Source organism: Alitabrizicola rongguiensis (assembly GCF_021491355.1).
GTDB classification, from domain to species: domain Bacteria; phylum Pseudomonadota; class Alphaproteobacteria; order Rhodobacterales; family Rhodobacteraceae; genus Aliitabrizicola; species Aliitabrizicola rongguiensis.
This window is the reverse complement of the sequence record NZ_JAKENF010000002.1, coordinates 185,239-202,973: the sequence shown is the minus strand read 5'-3', so window position 1 is coordinate 202,973 and position 17,735 is coordinate 185,239. Positions and strand designations below refer to the sequence as shown.

The window sequence follows — 17,735 nt, the reverse complement described above, 5'->3', positions numbered from 1 at the left end:
AAAAGGGGCGCGGGCCGGCTACGGTTCGCGCCCTTTCATTCGAGGAACATCCATCATGTCAAAACGCCTGATCGCACCGCTCGTGATCGGACTTGTCGGCGCCGCGATCCTCGTTTCGCTCGGGGTCTGGCAGATCAAGCGTCTGGCCTGGAAAGAGGCGCTGCTGGCGGGGATCGAGGCGCGCCTCCACGATGCGCCGATGGCGCTGCCTGCTGCGCCCGATCCCGCCCGCGACCGCTACGCGCCAGTCTGGGCCGAGGGAAGCTTCACCGGACCCGAATTGCATGTGCTGTCAGCCGACCGCGAGTCAGGGCCGGGCTATCGCATCATCGCGGCCTTTCGCACGACAGACGGGCGGATGATCCTGATCGACCGGGGATTCGTCCCGGAGGATCAGCGCGACGCGGCCCGCGTGGCCACGGCAGCGCGGGTGGCCGGGACGCTGTTCTGGCCTGACGAGACGGACAGCTTCACGCCAGTCCCAGACCTGGCCGCAAACATCTGGTTTGCCCGCGATGTTCCGGCGATGGCGGCAGCGCTTGACACGGAACCGACATTTATTGTCGCGCGTGAGCCGACCGGTGACGGGATCAAGCCAGTTCCGGTGGATACGGCAGGGATACCAAATGACCATCGCAACTACGCGATCACATGGTTTTCCCTCGCTTTCGTCTGGCTGGGGATGACAGTTCTCTGGCTCTGGCGTATCAGGCGCCAATTGGAGTAAGCGAGGCCCCGATGTTCTATATCTCCACCCGTGGCTCCGCGCCGACCCTGCGCTTCGACGAGGCGATGATGACGGGTCTTGCGCGGGATGGCGGGCTCTACGTGCCCGAAACGGTCCCGGACCTGAGCAGGGGCGAGATCGCGGCGCTGGCTGGCCTGCGCTACGAGGAGATCGCCTTTCGTGTGATGCGACCCTATATCGGCGGCACCTTCACCGATGCCGAGTTCATGGGTCTGATCGAGGCGGCCTATGCCGGTTTCGGCCACACCGCCCGCGCGCCGCTGGTGCAGCTTGGCCCGAACCATTTCCTGCTGGAGCTGTTCCACGGGCCGACGCTGGCGTTCAAGGACTTCGCCATGCAGCTGATTGGCCAGCTGTTCCAGGCGGCGCTGGCGAAAAGCGGCAAGCGGATCACCATCGTCGGCGCGACGAGCGGCGATACCGGCTCTGCCGCGATCGAGGCGTTCAGGGGGCTTTCGAACGTCGATGTCTTCATCCTCTTCCCGCATGGTCGGGTGTCGGACGTGCAGCGCCGGCAGATGACGACGCCATCGGAGGATAACGTCCACGCACTTGCGCTGGACGGCGATTTCGACGATTGCCAGGCCCGCGTGAAGGACATGTTCAACGACTTCGCCTTCCGCGACGCGGTTGGGCTGGCGGGTGTGAACTCGATCAACTGGGCACGGGTGCTGGCGCAGGTCGTCTATTACTTCTCGTCCGCCGTCTCGCTCGGCGCCCCGCACCGGGCTGTGAGCTTCACTGTGCCCACCGGCAATTTCGGCGACATCTTCGCGGGCTATATCGCCCGGCGGATGGGTCTTCCGATCGAGAAGCTGGTCGTCGCCACGAACCAGAACGACATCCTGCATCGGGCGCTCAGCTCGGGCGGCTACATCACAGATGGGGTCAAGCCCTCGATCAGCCCGTCGATGGATATACAGGTCTCCTCGAACTTCGAGCGGGCCCTGTTTGATGCCTATGGCCGCGACGGCGCGGCAGTGGCGGCGCTGATGGACGAACTGAAGTCCGGCGGTTTCCGCATCAGCCCCAACGCGCTGAAGACCCTGCGCGAAACCTTCGCTTCGGGCCGCTGCTCGGAAGAGGAAACGCTCGCCGCCATCGCCCGGCTTCATGCGACCACGGGCGAGGTTTTGTGCCCGCATTCCGCCGTCGGTGTGAAGGTGGCCGAGGAGCATCTGGGCGCGACCCCGATGATCACGCTCGCCACCGCCCATCCTGCAAAATTCCCGGATGCCGTGGAACGCGCCACTGGCATCCGGCCCGACTTGCCCGCGCGCATGGCCGATCTGTTCCAGCGGTCCGAGCGCGTGACCCGCGTGCCGAACGATCTGGCCGCGCTTGAAACCCTGATCCGCGAAAGGACCGGTCATTGACCATCCAGACGACCACGCTTCCCAACGGCTTCCGCATCATCACCGACACCATGCCGGGGCTGAAATCCGCCTCGGTCGGGATATGGGTCACCGCTGGCGGGCGGCATGAGCGGGCCGAGCAGAACGGGATCGCGCATTTCCTTGAACACATGGCGTTCAAGGGCACCACGACCCGTTCGGCCCTGCAGATCGCCGAGCAGATCGAGGATGTCGGCGGCTACATCAACGCCTATACCTCGCGCGAGATGACGGCCTATTACGCCCGGGTGCTGGACGGCGATGTGCCGCTGGCGATCGACGTCGTCTCGGACATCGTGCTGAACCCGGTCTTCGACCAGCGCGAGATCGAGGTCGAACGCCATGTGATCCTGCAGGAGATCGGGCAAGCGCTCGACACGCCCGACGATGTGATCTTCGACTGGTTGCAAGAGGTCAGCTACCCCGACCAGCCCTTCGGCCGCACCATTCTGGGACCTGCCGAACGCGTGTCGGCCTTCACCCGGGACGACCTTACCCGCTTCGTGGGCGAGCATTACGGGCCGGACCAGATGATCCTGTCGGCGGCGGGCGGCGTGGACCATGACGCGATTGTGGCCCAGGCGACCGCAATCTTCGGGGGGCTGAATAAAGTCGGCGCCACCGTGATCCAGCCGGCTGCCTTCCGAGGTGGCGAGCGGCGCGAGGTCAAGGACCTGGAACAGGTCCATTTCGCCATGGCCTTCGAGGCGCCGGGTTATCGCGCGCCCGAGGTCTATACCGCACAGGTCTATGCGATGGCTCTTGGCGGGGGCATGTCCTCGCGCCTGTTCCAGAAGATCCGCGAGGAGCGGGGCCTGTGCTATTCGATCTTCGCCCAATCGGGTGCCTACGAGGATACCGGGCAGATCACGCTTTATGCCGGCACCTCGGAAGAGGAGATCGGCGAACTGACGCGCCTGACGCTGGACGAACTGAAACGCTCGGCCGAGGACATGACAACCGCAGAAGTCGCCCGTGCCCGCGCGCAACTGAAGGCCGGGCTGCTGATGGGGCTGGAAAGCCCGTCCTCGCGGGCGGAGCGCGCAGCAAGGCTTCTGGCGATGTGGGGGCGTGTGCCCGCGATCGAAGAGGCGGTCGCGAAGATAGACGCGGTGACAACCGAAGGCGTTCGCGCCTATGCGGGCAGCATGATGCGTGCTCCGTCCGCGCTGGCGCTTTATGGTCCGGTTGGGGCTGCGCCCGGACTTGATACCATTCGCGAGGGGCTCGCCGCCTGATGCTGGGGCGTGCGCGGCGCGTCCGGATCGAGACCGAGCGCATGACCCTGCGCCTCCCGCAGCATGCCGATTTCCGCCAATGGGCGGCCCTGCGCGAACAGAGCGCCGCCTTCCTGACCCCGTGGGAGCCGACATGGTCGGCCGACCATCTGGCCCGCCGCGCCTTCACCAATCGCGTCTACTGGGCGAATCGTGCTGTCGCGCAGGGCACCGCACTGCCTTTGTTCCTGATCCGCCGCACCGATCAGGCCTTGCTTGGCGCCATCACGCTCGACAACATTCGCCGTGGCCCGGCACAGGCCGGAACGGTCGGTTACTGGATCGGCGCGCCCTTTGCCCGGCAAGGCTTCATGCGCGAGGCGCTGCTGTCGCTGGTCCACCACGCCTTCACGGTGATGGACCTGAGCCGGATCGAGGCCGCGTGCCTGCCTGAAAACGCCGCGTCACGCGGCGTGCTGGAGAAATCGGGCTTCAAGTATGAAGGTGTCGCGCAGAGCTATCTTCAGATCGCCGGGCGCTGGAGGAACCATGTGCTTTACGCGAGCCTTCGCGCGGACCGGCGCGGGCGTACGGATGTGGGGCTCGCCTGAGCCATGAGACCCTGGGTGATCCTGCTGCGCGGCGTGAATGTCGGCGGGGCGGGAAAGCTGCCGATGGCCGAGTGGCGCGCGCTTCTGGCAGAGCAGGGGTTCGAGCGGCCAGAGACCTATATCCAGAGTGGCAACGCGATCATCGGGTCTGATGCGGACCGCAGATCTGTCGAACAACTGGTGGCAGAGGGGATCGCCGGGCGCTTTGGCTTCCGGCCCATGGTTCTTGCCCGAACGAGCGAAGAGATGCAGGTTCTCTGCGAGGGGCATCCGTTCAAGTCGCAGGACCCGAGCCGGGTCCATGCTTTTCTCTTGTCGGCCGCGGGGCAGGTGGACGCGGCTCTGGTGGATGCGGCGAAAGCCGCCGACGAGGATTGGGTCCTGACGGATGGGGCCTTCTACCTGTCCTGTCCCTCGGGCATCGGGCGCTCGGTCCTTGCCCAGAAGATAGACCGACTCTTGCCTGTGCCGAAAACCGCACGCAACCTGCGGACCCTGTCGGCACTGCGGGACATCGTCGCGCGCCGGTAACCCTTTCGTGAGCGCTGCGGATGTGCGCGAAACCCGCCCTACTTGCGAAAAAAGGAGGTGCCCGCCATGATCCGTGCCGCCATCTGCCTGAACCTTGCCTTGACGCTTCCGGCCTTCGCGCAGGACCGGATCCCCTCGCACTGCATCGCGCTTGCCCATGCCGGACCCGAGCGCGTCATGACGGCGGCCTTCGGCGATCCGCTGGCCGATGACCGGGTGCGTCTGACCTATGTTGGACATTCGACCTTTGTGATCGAGACGCCGGGCGGACTTGTGGCTGCCACCGACTTTACAGGCAGGCTCGGCCCGATCTCGACCACGCCTGACGTCGTGACCATGAACAATGCCCATGGTTCGCATTGGACGGCGGCACCCGATCCGGCGATCCCGCATGTCCTGCCGGGCTGGTGGCAGAACGGCGCGCCCGCCGATCATTCGCTGGATCTGGGCGAGATGCTGGTGCGCAACGTCACCACCGACCAGCGCAATCGCAGCGGTGGCTTCATACCCAACGGCAACTCGATCTTCATCTTCGAGGTCGCGGGGCTTTGCATCGGGCATCTCGGACACCTCCACCAGATCCCTAGCCCCGAACAATATGCGATGATCGGACGGCTCGACGTGGTGATGGTGCCGGTCGATGGCGGTTACACCATGAGCACGGAGGCGATGGCCGAGGTGGTCAAGCGGCTTCGGTCGTCGGTCGTGATCCCGATGCACTGGTTCTCCGGCGTATCGCTCGAGCAGTTCCTTGTCGACATGGATGGCGCCTTCGACGTGGTCCGACCGGAACAGTCGAGCCTCGAGGTCGCCCTGACCGACCTGCCGACGCGCCCGACCATCATGGTGCTTGAACCGGGGCGTTGAGCTTTTCTCTGTCGGGCAGGGCGGCTATTCAGGGGCGGAAGGAGAAGCCGATGCTCAATCCCGCCGATACAGGCTTCCGTGCCACGCTGGCTGCGCGCCTGCCCGAGGGCAGCTTGTCCGACGCAGATCCCGCCCACCTGACCGAGCCGCGCGGGCGCTGGACTGGTCACGGCCTGCTGGCGCGGCCCCATAGCACGGATGAGGTGGCGACGATCGTGCGCACCTGTGCCGAGGCGCGGGTCGGCATCGTCCCCTGGGGTGGCGGAACCGGATTGGTCGGGGGGCAGGTGATGCCTGATGGTCCGGCCCCGGTAATCCTGTCACTGGAGCGGATGGCCGCGCTGCGTGCGGTCTACCCCGAGGAAAACGCCATGGTTGTCGAGGCGGGGATGGTTCTCGCCGATGTACACGCCAATGCCCAGGCTGTGGGGCGGCTCTTTCCGCTGACGCTCGCCTCGGAAGGCTCGGCGCGGATCGGCGGCAACCTCGCCACCAATGCCGGAGGGGTGCATGTCCTTCGCTATGGCAATGCGCGCGACCTGTGCCTTGGCGTCGAGGCTGTGCTGCCGGATGGTTCGGTACTGAACGGCCTCAAGCGGCTGAGGAAGGACAATACCGGCTATGACCTGAAGAACTTGCTGATCGGCTCCGAGGGGTCGCTTGGCATCATCACCGCAGCCAGCCTGAAACTCGTTCCCATCCCGGCCGCCGAGGGCACGGCGCTGCTGGTCGTCGATGGGCCGCAAGCGGCGCTGCGGCTTCTCGCCCTTGCCCAGGCGCGGCTTGGTGGGCTGATTTCGGCCTTCGAGCTGATCGGTCGTGCGGGGCTCGACTTCCTCACGGAAACCCTGCCCGAGATCCGTCAGCCCTTTCCGACGCCACCCGACTGGATGGTGCTGGTCGAGTTGGGCCTGCCCGAGGGGCTGGACCCGGGAGCGGCGCTGGAAGGGCTTTTCGAGGAGGGCGTCGCGGAGGGTCTGGTCCTTGACGGGATCATCGCCGCGTCGGAAGCGCAGCGGCAGGAGTTCTGGCGGATCCGCGAAATGATCCCGGAGGCCAACCGCCGCATCGGCGCGGTATCAAGCCACGACATCTCGCTGCCTCTTGGCGAGGTGGCGGGCTTCATCGCCGGCTGCGGCCCGGAGATCGCGGCACTCGGGCCGTTCCGGATCAATTGCTTCGGCCATCTGGGCGACGGCAACCTGCATTACAACGTCTTTCCCCCGAAGGGTGGGAAGCGGGCAGACTGGGATGCGCAGCGCGACGCGATCAAGACGCTGGTCCATGACCGGGTCCACGCGCTTGGCGGATCTGTCAGCGCCGAACATGGCATCGGGCGGCTGAAGGTCGGCGATCTGGAACGGTATGGCGATCCTTCGAAACTTGCCGCGATGCGTGCGATCAAGACCGCGCTTGATCCGATTGGCATCCTCAACCCCGGAGCCGTGCTGCGCGCCCTTTAGGGTTTGCCCCGCCGGGCTGAAACGGCGGGGGCTTCTTGGGGGGTGATGTGGGGTCAGTGGGGTGATGCCGCGCGGGTGGCGCGACGGTCACAGCTTTCGCCTGGAACAGTTAGCGGCGGATTAACGCAATCGATCCATCGCGCATTCCGTGGTTTGATTGGCAGGGCCGCGCGAAGGAGGTGAGACGATGACCATGTCCCGTCTGGCAAAGATCGTGATGGTGCTGGGGCTGGCGCTTTTCGCCGCGCTCGTCACCTTCTCCAATATTTCCGACTATGACTCGAACTTCGAATTCGTGAAGCATGTCCTCAGCATGGACACGACCTTTCCCGGCAACAAGGCGATGTACCGGGCGGTCACTTCGCCCACACTCTGGACCCTCGGTTACTGGAGCATCATCGCGGGCGAAGGGCTGACGGCGCTCCTGTTCCTGATCGGGGGCTGGCGGATGATCCTTGCCGCCGACGCCCCGGCGGAAGAATTCGATCGCGCCAAGTCTTTCGTCATCGCGGGCGCGACGGTCGGCTTCCTGGTCTGGTTCGTGGGCTTCATGGCTGTCGGCGGGGAATGGTTCCTGATGTGGCAGTCCTCGACCTGGAACGGGCAGGAGGCGGCCTTCCGCTTCTACGTCACCATTCTTGCCGTGCTGATCTTCGTGAACCAGCCAGAGCGCGACTAAAGCCCCTCGAACTCGCACAGCGCATGGACTTCCATGCCCATCGCCTCGAGCTTCCGGCGGCCCCCCAGCTCCGGCAGGTCAACCACAAATGCACATCCGACGAGGACGCCGCCCAGTCGTTCCACAAGCTTGATCCCGGCTTCGGCGGTGCCGCCGGTGGCCAGCAGGTCATCGACCAGCAGCACCTTCTCGCCCGGCTGGATCGCGTCGTCATGCACCTCGACCACCGCCTCGCCATATTCCAGCGTATAGGCTTGGGCGATCGTCTGACCCGGCAGCTTGCCCTTCTTGCGGATCGGCACGAAGCCGGTTGAAAGCTGATGCGCGACCGCGCCCCCCAGAATGAAACCCCGCGCCTCGAGCCCCACGACCTTGTCGATCCGCGTGCCGGCATAGGGGTGCAGGAGCTGGTCGATTGCCATGCGGAAGCCGCGCGCATCGGCAAAAAGCGTGGTCACGTCGCGGAAGAGGATTCCTTCATGCGGGAAGTCGACGATGGTGCGGATGTAATCCTTGACGGTCTTGGCCATGAGATCCTCTTCGGGGTCAGTCGGTCGGCGGGTAGTGCAGCCGCAGCACCGCGGCATCCTGCCCGGTCAGGACCGTAACCGCATTGGTTTCCTGCGAAAAGATCGAACGGCGGCGATACTCGGGATCCGAGATGTCATAGGGCAGGCCCATGCCTTGCGTCAGCTCCTCGAGGAGGATCGAACGCACCTCGGACAGCCCGACCCCGGAGTTGATGAAGATGTTGACGCGGTCGATCTCGCCTGCGTCGCTCATCGCGAAGACCACCATCCCGCCCGGCAGATCGCGGTGATGCTTCTCTCCGGTCAGGATGGTCAGGCTGCGCGGACTGCGCACCGAGACATGGACCCGGGCGGGGCGGTTGTCCGGCAGGCGGTAAAGCTGCAATCGCGCGCCCGCCCCGTTGATCTGGGAGATTGCCTGATCGATCGCCAGATCGACCTGCGCCGAGAGCGCCGAGGAGACCGGATCGACGTCCTGAAGCCGCGAGACCGAGACATCCAGCGCCACGTCACGCGGCCACGCCCGCGGCTCGATGGCGCAGCGGCCGTAGACAGGGGCGCCGCAGGAGACGATGCGGTGAAACTCCTTGTCCGACAGCAGTCCGCGCGCGGGAATGAAGTCCTGGGCCGCCGCCGGGGCTGCGAGGAGCAGCGCGAGGGCGGCGGCGAGCCTCACCCCAGCACGCGGCCCGCCACCGCGTCGAGCTTCATCACCAGAGCGGCGTCGCGTTTGTCAGGAGCGGTCATTATGGCGAAGTCCAGCGCCCGGTCGCAGCCATGCGGGCAGGGCGCGCGATCAGCGCCAAGCAGGCCGGGCAGGCGCGCGACCATGCCACGCGCGTTCGCGGCGTTGCCGGTCAGAACGGCAATCACCTGCGCCACATCCACGGCGCCATGGCTTTCGTGCCAGCAGTCATAGTCTGTCACCATCGCCACGGAAGCATAGCAAAGCTCTGCCTCGCGGGCGAGCTTGGCTTCGGGCATGTTGGTCATCCCGATTACGTCGCAGCCCCAACTGCGGTAAAGTCGGCTTTCGGCCAGTGTCGAGAATTGCGGACCCTCCATGCACAGGTAGGTTCCGCCGACATGCACAGTAATCCCCTCGGCGCGAGCAGCCTCGGCCACGTGGCCGGACAGGCGCGGGCAGGTCGGATGCGCCAGACTCACATGCGCGACGCAACCCGTTCCGAAGAAGGACTTTTCCCGCGCAAAGGTCCGGTCGATGAACTGGTCGACGATCACGAAGTCGCCCGGCGCATAGTCTTCGCGGAACGATCCGCAGGCCGAGACCGAGATCAGGTCGGTCACGCCCAGCCGTTTCATCGCGTCGATATTGGCGCGGTAGGGCACTTCGGTTGGCGAATGGACATGCCCGCGTCCGTGCCGGGGCAGAAAGGCCATCGGCACACCGTCCAGCCGTCCGACCAGCACCTCATCCGAGGGGGCGCCCCACGGCGTCTTGACCTTGACCCAGGAGGCCCCTTCAAGCCCGTCGATCTGGTAAAGGCCCGATCCCCCGATGACGCCGATCATGGTCTGCATGTGAATCTCCCGCAGGTTGCGGCTGCGAGGTTACGGGAGCGGTAGAGGCGGGGGAAGGGAGGTCATGCCCACCTGGCGCGACCACCCTTGGGAAGGTCAGGGTCGAGGCACCATCATCTCTATCAGGGGCCCCGATGGCTCAAGTTTCAGGCAGCCGGCTGCAGACGAAGATCGGTCAGCACATCCGCGGCGATCTCGAAACTGCGCAAGCGTGCGGAATGGTCGTGGATCATGCCCGTGATCATGAGCTCGTCCGGCCGATGCCGGTCGATCAGCATCGCCAGCTCGCGCCGGATCGTCGCGGCCGAGCCTGTGGCGGAGACCGAGAGCGCCTCGGACACCTGCGCCATCACTGGAGGAGGGATCTCGGCCGACAGATCATGCGCCGGGGCCGGTAGCTTGCCGGGCCGGCCCGAGCGCAGACGGGCGAAGGCGAGCACTTGAGAGGAGCGCAAATACTGCGCCTGTTGGTCGGTCTCGGCGGCAAAGACCCCGGCTGCCATCATCGCATAGGGCTGCGCGAGCCATTTCGACGGTCGGAAGGTCTGCCGATAGGTGGCCAGCGCCTCGGACAGCTGCGCGGGCGCGAAATGGCTGGCGAAGGCATAGGGCAGGCCGAGCCAGGCAGCGAGCTGCGCGCCGTACAGGCTGGAGCCGAGGATCCAGACTGGAACATGGGTGCCTTCGCCGGGAAAGGCACGCACGGCAGCGCCTTCGACCGGATCGTCAAGATACTGGAGCAACTCCACGACGTCGTTTGGAAATTCCGACTCGCCGGTCATGTAGCGCCGGAGCGCCCGCGCGGTCGCCATATCGGTTCCCGGTGCCCGGCCAAGGCCAAGGTCGATCCTACCCGGAAACAGGGTGGCCAGCGTTCCGAACTGTTCTGCCACGACCAGCGGTGCATGGTTGGGCAACATGATCCCGCCCGCGCCGACGCGGATCGTCGAGGTTGCCTGAGCGACCTGCCCGATGACGACCGCCGTTGCGGCACTGGCGATGCCGGGCATGTTGTGATGCTCGGCCAGCCAGTAGCGATGATATCCCCATCGCTCCGCATGGCGGGCCAGATCCACCGTGTTGCGCAGGGCGTCCGCTGCGGTCTGGCCTTCGGGGACTGGCGACAAGTCGAGGAGGGAGAAATGATGCATGGTGGCTGCTCCGATCAGTTCATAGCTAGGCATGCACGCCGCTTTGGCCAAGGGGCAGAAAGAACGCCGGTCAGGCCTTGCCGCGTGCCCGCCGGATCGCGGAGTCAAGTGGAACGACCGTGCGCTGTGCCAAACGTTCGAACAGGCCAAAGTCGAGATGCAAATGCACCTTGTTCAGATAGGCCGCAGCGATAGTGCGGCACAGCCGATCCTCGTTCTGCCGGTCGAGGAACCGTGAGATGAAGCGCTTGCCATTCTGCGCGATTTCTTCGCAGGCCGGGAGATTGGCAAGGCACCAGTCATAGACCTCGCGGATGTCGGACAGATCGTCCTTCACGGGAACATAGTGTTCGTAGGGAACCAGTTCGCCCTCACAGGCCCAAGTCTCGCAGGTGGGGCGTGGCATGACGACGGTCGAGTTGGAATACAGCATCCATTTCAGCCCCGTCGCGACATCGTTGCCCTCGAGGGAAAGCAGGAACTTCGAGCGGAGCTGTTGTTCGATCGAAAGGGATGGGCGCAGCTTCGGCCGCAGCGCCTCAACGGGGAGATCCGAGGTTTCCGGGCTTATTTGGACAATTTCGCTATAGCCGATATCCAGATTGGGGTCATCGGACAGGCTGGCGACGTAGAAGCGGCTTGCGTAGGGCATGCCGGCATACCATGGCTTGAACGCACCCGTAGTCGCGCCCCGCCAGACCAAACGGTTGTCCTTTTCCCCTAACGGTACATCCATCGCCGCGATCCGCGGCAGGTCACCCCAGTGGCGGCGCTGATCAAGCGGCAGAAGCACACACCCTGAATCGCGGTCCCGGACCATGCGGGATTTCACCAGTGTCGGAAACGCGAAGCGGCTTCGGCTGTCTTCGGGATAGATCGCGAAGACCGAATAAGGGGCGGCCCTGCGAAACAGGTCCTGCGCCTGTCGGATATAGGCCTTGTAGGGCCATTTGAGGCTGTTTCCGGGGTAGATCGTTCCGTAGCGGTGTCTGAGACTGTTCTTCGTCTCGGAGGTGCCGCAGACGAGCACACGAGGTTCCGGGCCTCTCGCGAGCGTGGCCTCATCGCAGTCACGCAGTCCGCCCAGGCATACGGCGAGCCGCCGTTCGTCGAAGTCCGAAAACGCCATTTCGCCTGTTCACCCACAACTGTCCTCCGTCCTGATAGCGCAGGAGGTGTCGGATGTCAGCGTCCGCGCTCGTTCGGTCGTGCAAGCTCGACGACGTCCCGCACGATCGCGTAGTCGCGGTAGCCCATGCGGGCCACGGGGTGAAATCGAGTCGGGTCGAACCGGCCGTTCACCAGACAGTCGTCGCGCAGATGGATGCCCGTCACCTCGCCGATCACGAGGATGTTGTCCCGCCCGAGCAACTGCACTTCCTGCACCACCCGGCATTCGAGCGTCGCGGGCGCTCCAGCCAGGCGCGGGCAGTCGATCGTCTCGCAGGGGGCTTTCGGCAGGCCGTTGAGCAGGAATTCGTCCTGGCCACGGGGAAGGAGTGCCGAGGTCTCGCTCATTGCGTTCAGCATTGCTTCCTCGACGATGTTCACCGCAAAGACACCGGTCTCGCGGATGTTGGTCAGAGAATCCTTTATGCCGGTCGAGGCGAAGATCACCTGCGGCGGCACATAGGCGACGGCATTGAAGAAGGAATGGGGTGCGATGTTGTCGCCGAGCGTACCTGTTGTCGAGATCCAGCCGATCGGGCGCGGCGTCACGATCGCATTGAAGGGATTGTGCGGCAGGCCGTGGCCATCGGCGGGTCGGTAAAACATGGCGGAGTCCGGACGGGTTCGGTTTGAATGTGACCTTAGCGCGTGATAGGGCCGCATCCAGCGGAAAAGGCGGGGGATTCCGGTGTACCGGCTGGAAGAGGAGACGGCGGAGGACTGGTGGGAGGTCGAGGCTCTGCTCGACCTTTGCTTCGCGCCGGGCCGCACGGCCCTGTCCTCCTACCGCCTGAGGGAGGATGTCCCTGCGGTAAAGACCCTCTGCCATGTACTGCGCGACGATGACGGCGTGCTGGCTGCCGCGATCCGCTACTGGCCGGTGCGGGTCGGGGGCCGGGATGTGCTTCTGCTCGGTCCCGTTGCCGTTCACCCGACGCGGCAGGGCGAGGGGCTTGGCGGGCTTCTCATCCACGAAACGCTGGCCGAGGCGCGCCGTCTCGGCTGGAGCCGGGTGATGCTGGTCGGCGACGCGCCCTATTACTCGCGCTTCGGCTTCCGCAAGCTCGAAGGCGTGTACATGCCGCCGCCCACCAACCCCGACCGGGTGCTTGGCCTGGAGCTGTCGCCGGGCGCCTGGCATGGCGTCGGTGGCACGGTCGAGAAGGCCGAATAAGCGCGCCATTGCGGGAAGGGGCCTCGCGCCCTACCTTCTGGCGCATGGATGCCACCCAACCCCAGTTGCCCGCTGTCCTTGACGACCCCGCCACCGAGATTGCGCGGCTGGCGCTGCGCTTCCACCGCGCCAACGGGCCGGTGATGAAGCTGATGAACCGTCTGGGCGGCCGCGCGGAAGAAGCCTTCGCTGCCTTGCCGCAAGACATCCGCAGCCGCATCGAGACCGTGACCAGGAAAGCCTTGGAGCAGGGCTACCGCGTAGCCGCGACGGGACGCCATGCCCCCGATCTTGGCCCGCGAGGGCCGATGGCGCTCGCGGCGCTTACGGGGGCGGCCGGCGGCGCCGGGGGCCTTGCCACCTCGATCGCCGAACTGCCAGTGACCATCACCGTGATGCTGCATGCCATCCGTCGCGCTGCCGCCGAGGAAGGGTTCGATCCCGATGACGAGGCGGTCCGGATCGAAGCGATCCGCGTCTTTGCCGCGGGCAGCCCCTTGGCGGCAGATGACGGTGTGAATACCGGGTTCATGGGCGCGCGGCTGACCGTTACCGGACCGGCCCTGCAGAAGGTCATCGCCACCGCCGTGCCAAAGCTTGTCTCCACTCTCGGGCCCAAGCTCATGGCGCAGTCAATCCCCGTGCTGGGGGCACTTTCGGGTGCGGCGCTCAACACCGCCTTCATCGGCTACTACCGCGAGATTGCGCACGTCCGCTTCGGGCTTCTGAAGCTGGCCGAGCGGCATGGGGCCGAACCGGTCCTTTCCGCTTTCGCCAAGGCCGTCGACCACCCGAAGCTTGGCCGCGCCTGACCGCCGCGCCTATTCCGGCTGCGTCGCAAGCCACTCCATCAGTGCCGGACGTGCCGAGACCGCGCCATCCGTGATCGCCTTGTCGATCACCGCGCGCACTTCGCGGAGGTCCACGCGGCGGATGAGCGCCTTGACCGGGCCGATCGAGGCGGGGCGCATCGACAGCATGCGGAAGCCCATGGCGGCCAGCGCCAGCGCCTCGATGGGCCGACCTGCGTCTTCGCCGCAGAAGGAAAGCGGCGTGTCCGAATCCGCGCAGCGGTGGACCACATGGCACAGGAATTGCAGGAAGGCGGTATTCAGCGTGTCGTATCGCCGGCGAACCAGTTCGTTCTCGCGGTCGGCGGCGAAGAAGAACTGCTTCAGGTCGTTTCCGCCGATCGAGATGAAGTCCACCAGGTCGAAGAATTCCTTCGGCGCGTAGGCGAGCGACGGAGTCTCGAGCATCGCGCCGATCTCGATCTTCTCGGGTACGGGATGGCCAAGCGAGCGTTCGCGATGAATCTCGCGCAGGAGATGGCTGCGGGCCTGCGTGAATTCATCGAGTTGCGCGACGAAGGGGAACATCACTGTCAGAGGCCGCTTTCCGGCGGCACGGAGCAGCGCCTGAAGCTGCATGCGCAGGATGCCTGGCTTGTCGAGGCCGACCCGGATCGCGCGCCAGCCCATGGCGGGGTTCGGCTCGTCCTGCGGCTTCATGTAGGGCAGGACCTTGTCAGACCCGATATCGAGCGTGCGGAAGGCGACGCGGCGGCCCTTGGCGGCGTCCATGACCCGCGAATAGATCGCCACAAGCTCTGCCCGCCGGGGCATCTGGCTGCGGATCAGGAACTGCAGCTCGGTGCGGAACAGGCCAACCCCTTCGGCGCCCGAGCCCTCCAGGCTTGGAAGGTCGGCCATCAGGCCCGCGTTCATGTGCAGCTGGATGATCGTGCCACATTTCGATTGCGCCGGCAGTCCGCGCAGCGAGGCATAACGCTTCTGCGCCTCGGCCTGCATGGCGATCTTGTCGCGGAAGGCACGGGTGATCGTCTCTTCGGGGCGCAGGTGGACCACGCCCTGATCACCGTCAACCAGGATCGGATCGCCGTTCAGCGCCTCGGACTTGATGCGTTCGGCATGGATGACCAGCGGGATCGCCAGCGCGCGTGCCACCACGGCGGCATGGCTGCCGACCGAGCCTTCCTCGAGCACCACTCCGCGCAGCTTGCGGCCGTATTCAAGAAGCTCGCCCGGGCCGATGTTGCGGGCGACGAGGATCGGGTTCTCCGGCATTGCGGCGCCGGTATCCTTGCCCTGACCGGTCAAGATGCGCAGCAGCCGGTTCGAGATGTCGTCAAGGTCGGACAGGCGTTCGCGCAGGTAGGCGTCCGCGACCTGCTCCATCCGCGAGCGGGTCAGCGACTGTTCCTTTTCGACGGCGGCCTCGGCCGAGAGGCCCGCCTCGATATCCTCCTCCATCCGCTTGGACCAGCCGCGCGAATTGGCGAACATCCGATAGGCCTCGAGAACCGCCTTCTGGTCCTTGTCGAGATGTTCGACCGACAGAAGATCGTCGATGGAGACGCGCAGCTGCTGCACGGCGGCACGAAGCCGCTCGATCTCGGCGACCGGATCGTCGGCGACGGGGTTGGTGACCACCACCCGCGGTTCGTGCAGCCAGACCCTGCCTTCGGCCGCGCCCTCCTGTCCGGTGGCGCCGCGATAGATGACGGGGCGGCGGTGCAGGGCGGTCATCCCGTCGCCGTCGCCGGTAAAGGCGCCAAGCTCGGTCATTTCGGCCAGCACCATGGCCACGACCTCGAGCGCATAGACCTCGTCTTCCGAGAACTCGCGCGCGATCTTCGACTGCACGACAAGGACGCCCAGCCGCTCGCCCACCCTCTGGATCGGCACGCCAAGGAAGGAGGAATAGATCTCTTCCCCCGTCTCCGGCATGAAGCGGAAGCCCTTTTCACCCGGAGCGTTGCCGGTATTGACCGGCGAGGCGGTGCGGGCCACGCGGCCGACTAGGCCCTCGCCCAGCTTCATCCGCGTCTTGTGGACTGCCTCGCGCTTCAGCCCCTCGGTCGCGCAGAGTTCAAGCGTTTCTTCGTCGCGGAACAGGTAGATCGAGCACACTTCAGTGCCCATGGAATCCGCGATCAGATGGGTGATCCGGTCAAGCCGTTCCTGCCCCTGGCCAGGCTCGGCGAGGGAATCGCGCAGTCGGCGCAGCAGCTTGCGGCTTTCGGTATCGCTGCGGTCGGCCATCGATCCTTCAGTTCCTCGGCCCGGCGCAATTTCCGGGGCGCTTGGAGCAGCTTAGAGCACATCGTCTCGAAAGTGGAAACGGCATTCACGGTCTGGCCGGCAGAACTTCGCGCGCCGGTTGCATGGCCGGGCGGCCCAAAAGCCTTCGAAGAGATTCGCGCGCGAGCCTGGCCTCAGGCCTTTTCCAGCTGGAAGGCGTCGTGCAGTGCCTGCACAGCCAATTCCATGTACTTCCGGTCAACGAGGACCGAGATCTTGATCTCGGAGGTGGTGATGACCTTGATGTTGATGTTCTCGGCGGCAAGTGCCTTGAACATCGTTGCTGCGACGCCCGCATGGCTGCGCATGCCGATGCCGACGACTGAGATCTTGGCGACATCTGTATCGACGACCAGATCGGCATAGTTCACCGCGCCCGAAGCGCGGGCATCCTCCATCGCCTTCTGGGCGCGCATCACCTGGTTGGTGGGGCAGGAGAAGGTCATGTCGGTATAGGCGCCGCCATCGGCCAGTTCCGAGATGTTCTGCACGATCATGTCGACGTTGACGCCCGCCTCGGCCAGCGGCCCGAAGATCGCGGCGGCGATGCCGGGGCGGTCCTGGACCTTGACGAGGGTCATCTTTGCTTCGTCGCGCGAATAGGCGACGCCCGAGACGGCTTTCGATTCCATGATTTCATCCTCGTCGCAGACCAGGGTTCCAGAGTTCTCGTCGGTATCCTCGAACGAGGACAGCACACGCAGCCGCACCTTGTAGCGCATGGCCAGCTCGACCGAGCGGGTCTGCAGCACCTTGGCGCCGAGGCTTGCCAGTTCCAGCATTTCCTCGAAGGCGATCTTCTCGAGCTTGCGGGCCTTGGAGGTGATGCGCGGGTCGGTGGTGTAGACCCCGTCCACATCGGTGTAGATGTCGCAGCGCTCCGCGGCGAAGGCGGCGGCGAAGGCGACGGCGGTGGTGTCCGACCCGCCGCGGCCAAGCGTGGTGATCCGGCCCTCGGCGCTGACACCCTGGAAGCCGGCCACGACCGCGACCTTGAAGCCCTCGGCAAATTTCGCGTCGATGTTCTCGCGCGGGATGTCGATGAATCGGGCGGCGGAATGGGCGGAGGTTGTCAGGATCGGCACCTGCCAGCCCTGCCAGCTGCGCGCGGGGATATCCATCTCCTGCAGCGTCAGTGCCATCAGGCCGGCCGTCACGTTCTCGCCCGAGGACACGACGGCATCGTATTCGCGGGCGTCGAACAGGGGCGAGGTCTGCTCGACCCAGCCCACGAGTTCGTTGGTCTTGCCCGACATGGCCGAGACGATGACGATCACGTCATAGCCGCGCTCGACCTCGCGTTTGACCTTCAGGGCGGCGTTCTTGATGCGGCCGAGATCGGCCACCGAGGTTCCCCCGAATTTCATCACCAGAAGCGGCATGAACGCCCTCCGTGCCCGCCTTGAAAATCGACCGCTTCTTATGCGGGCAGGGCAGGGGGTGCAAGGGGAAGTGGGGTCGGGTCTGCGGCCGTGCCCCTTTCATTGTCATGGGGCTGTCACTATGGCCGGTGATAGGGTCCGTGCGCCGGACCTGCAGGGAGAACCGACTGTG

18 protein-coding genes are annotated in these 17,735 nt (G+C 65.4%); 10 read left to right on the top strand and 8 right to left on the bottom strand.

Annotated elements, in window-relative coordinates:
* The first annotated feature begins 55 nt into the window (after window positions 1–55).
* The 8 genes from L0V05_RS06975 (at window position 56) to L0V05_RS06940 (ending at window position 7,510) form a co-directional block, all read left to right on the top strand.
* Window positions 56–727 carry an SURF1 family protein gene (locus tag L0V05_RS06975; RefSeq protein ID WP_234869398.1) on the top strand — a complete coding sequence of 224 codons (672 nt, stop codon included), beginning with the start codon at window positions 56–58 and terminating at the stop codon, window positions 725–727.
* Between the two features lie 11 nt (window positions 728–738).
* Complete coding sequence (gene thrC, locus L0V05_RS06970; protein ID WP_234869397.1) at window positions 739–2,124, top strand: threonine synthase; 1,386 nt, start codon at window positions 739–741, stop codon at window positions 2,122–2,124.
* On the top strand, window positions 2,121–3,380 hold the full coding sequence (locus L0V05_RS06965) for a M16 family metallopeptidase (RefSeq protein ID WP_234869396.1): 1,260 nt from the start codon (window positions 2,121–2,123) through the stop codon (window positions 3,378–3,380). The genes thrC and L0V05_RS06965 overlap by 4 nt, the downstream gene beginning before the upstream one ends.
* Window positions 3,380–3,970: a GNAT family N-acetyltransferase gene (locus L0V05_RS06960; RefSeq protein WP_234869395.1), complete on the top strand. Its 591-nt coding sequence runs from the start codon at window positions 3,380–3,382 to the stop codon at window positions 3,968–3,970. The genes L0V05_RS06965 and L0V05_RS06960 overlap by 1 nt, the downstream gene beginning before the upstream one ends.
* Window positions 3,971–3,973: 3 nt before the next feature.
* On the top strand, window positions 3,974–4,501 hold the full coding sequence (locus L0V05_RS06955) for a DUF1697 domain-containing protein (protein WP_234869394.1): 528 nt from the start codon (window positions 3,974–3,976) through the stop codon (window positions 4,499–4,501).
* Between the two features lie 66 nt (window positions 4,502–4,567).
* Window positions 4,568–5,368 (top strand): MBL fold metallo-hydrolase, encoded by an 801-nt coding sequence (locus L0V05_RS06950; RefSeq protein ID WP_234869393.1) that lies wholly within the window; start codon window positions 4,568–4,570, stop codon window positions 5,366–5,368.
* Between the two features lie 50 nt (window positions 5,369–5,418).
* Complete coding sequence (locus tag L0V05_RS06945) at window positions 5,419–6,831, top strand: FAD-binding oxidoreductase (RefSeq protein WP_234869392.1); 1,413 nt, start codon at window positions 5,419–5,421, stop codon at window positions 6,829–6,831.
* A gap of 187 nt (window positions 6,832–7,018) precedes the next feature.
* A complete protein-coding gene (locus L0V05_RS06940; RefSeq protein WP_234869391.1) occupies window positions 7,019–7,510 on the top strand; it encodes a DUF2165 family protein in 492 nt (163 codons plus the stop codon).
* Here L0V05_RS06940 and L0V05_RS06935 read toward each other — a convergent pair.
* The 6 genes from L0V05_RS06935 to L0V05_RS06910 form a co-directional block, all read right to left on the bottom strand.
* Window positions 7,507–8,040, bottom strand: a complete 534-nt coding sequence (locus tag L0V05_RS06935; RefSeq protein WP_234869390.1) for an adenine phosphoribosyltransferase — start codon at window positions 8,038–8,040, stop codon at window positions 7,507–7,509. The genes L0V05_RS06940 and L0V05_RS06935 overlap by 4 nt on opposite strands.
* A 16-nt stretch (window positions 8,041–8,056) precedes the next feature.
* Window positions 8,057–8,716, bottom strand: coding sequence for a DUF2927 domain-containing protein (locus L0V05_RS06930; RefSeq protein WP_234869389.1), 660 nt, complete (start codon window positions 8,714–8,716; stop codon window positions 8,057–8,059).
* On the bottom strand, window positions 8,713–9,582 hold the full coding sequence (locus tag L0V05_RS06925; protein WP_234869388.1) for an S-methyl-5'-thioadenosine phosphorylase: 870 nt from the start codon (window positions 9,580–9,582) through the stop codon (window positions 8,713–8,715). Before L0V05_RS06925 ends, L0V05_RS06930 begins: the two co-directional genes overlap by 4 nt.
* A 146-nt stretch (window positions 9,583–9,728) precedes the next feature.
* Window positions 9,729–10,733, bottom strand: a complete 1,005-nt coding sequence (locus tag L0V05_RS06920; RefSeq protein WP_234869387.1) for an LLM class flavin-dependent oxidoreductase — start codon at window positions 10,731–10,733, stop codon at window positions 9,729–9,731.
* Between the two features lie 70 nt (window positions 10,734–10,803).
* The gene (locus tag L0V05_RS06915) at window positions 10,804–11,862 is read right to left on the bottom strand and encodes a glycosyl transferase family 90 (protein WP_234869386.1); all 1,059 of its coding nucleotides are present in this window, start codon (window positions 11,860–11,862) and stop codon (window positions 10,804–10,806) included.
* 56 nt (window positions 11,863–11,918) lie between these two features.
* The gene (locus L0V05_RS06910; protein WP_234869385.1) at window positions 11,919–12,509 is read right to left on the bottom strand and encodes a flavin reductase family protein; all 591 of its coding nucleotides are present in this window, start codon (window positions 12,507–12,509) and stop codon (window positions 11,919–11,921) included.
* Between the two features lie 82 nt (window positions 12,510–12,591).
* Between L0V05_RS06910 and L0V05_RS06905 the strand changes: the two genes are divergently transcribed.
* Window positions 12,592–13,077 (top strand): GNAT family N-acetyltransferase, encoded by a 486-nt coding sequence (locus tag L0V05_RS06905; protein ID WP_234869384.1) that lies wholly within the window; start codon window positions 12,592–12,594, stop codon window positions 13,075–13,077.
* A gap of 44 nt (window positions 13,078–13,121) precedes the next feature.
* Complete coding sequence (locus tag L0V05_RS06900; protein ID WP_234869383.1) at window positions 13,122–13,889, top strand: EcsC family protein; 768 nt, start codon at window positions 13,122–13,124, stop codon at window positions 13,887–13,889.
* A 9-nt stretch (window positions 13,890–13,898) separates the two neighbouring features.
* Here the strand turns inward: L0V05_RS06900 and ptsP are convergent, their stop codons facing one another.
* Both ptsP and L0V05_RS06890 read right to left on the bottom strand, forming a co-directional pair.
* Complete coding sequence (gene ptsP / locus L0V05_RS06895) at window positions 13,899–16,142, bottom strand: phosphoenolpyruvate--protein phosphotransferase (protein WP_234869382.1); 2,244 nt, start codon at window positions 16,140–16,142, stop codon at window positions 13,899–13,901.
* 173 nt (window positions 16,143–16,315) lie between these two features.
* Complete coding sequence (locus L0V05_RS06890) at window positions 16,316–17,563, bottom strand: aspartate kinase (RefSeq protein ID WP_234869381.1); 1,248 nt, start codon at window positions 17,561–17,563, stop codon at window positions 16,316–16,318.
* Between the last annotated feature and the right edge of the window lie 172 nt (window positions 17,564–17,735).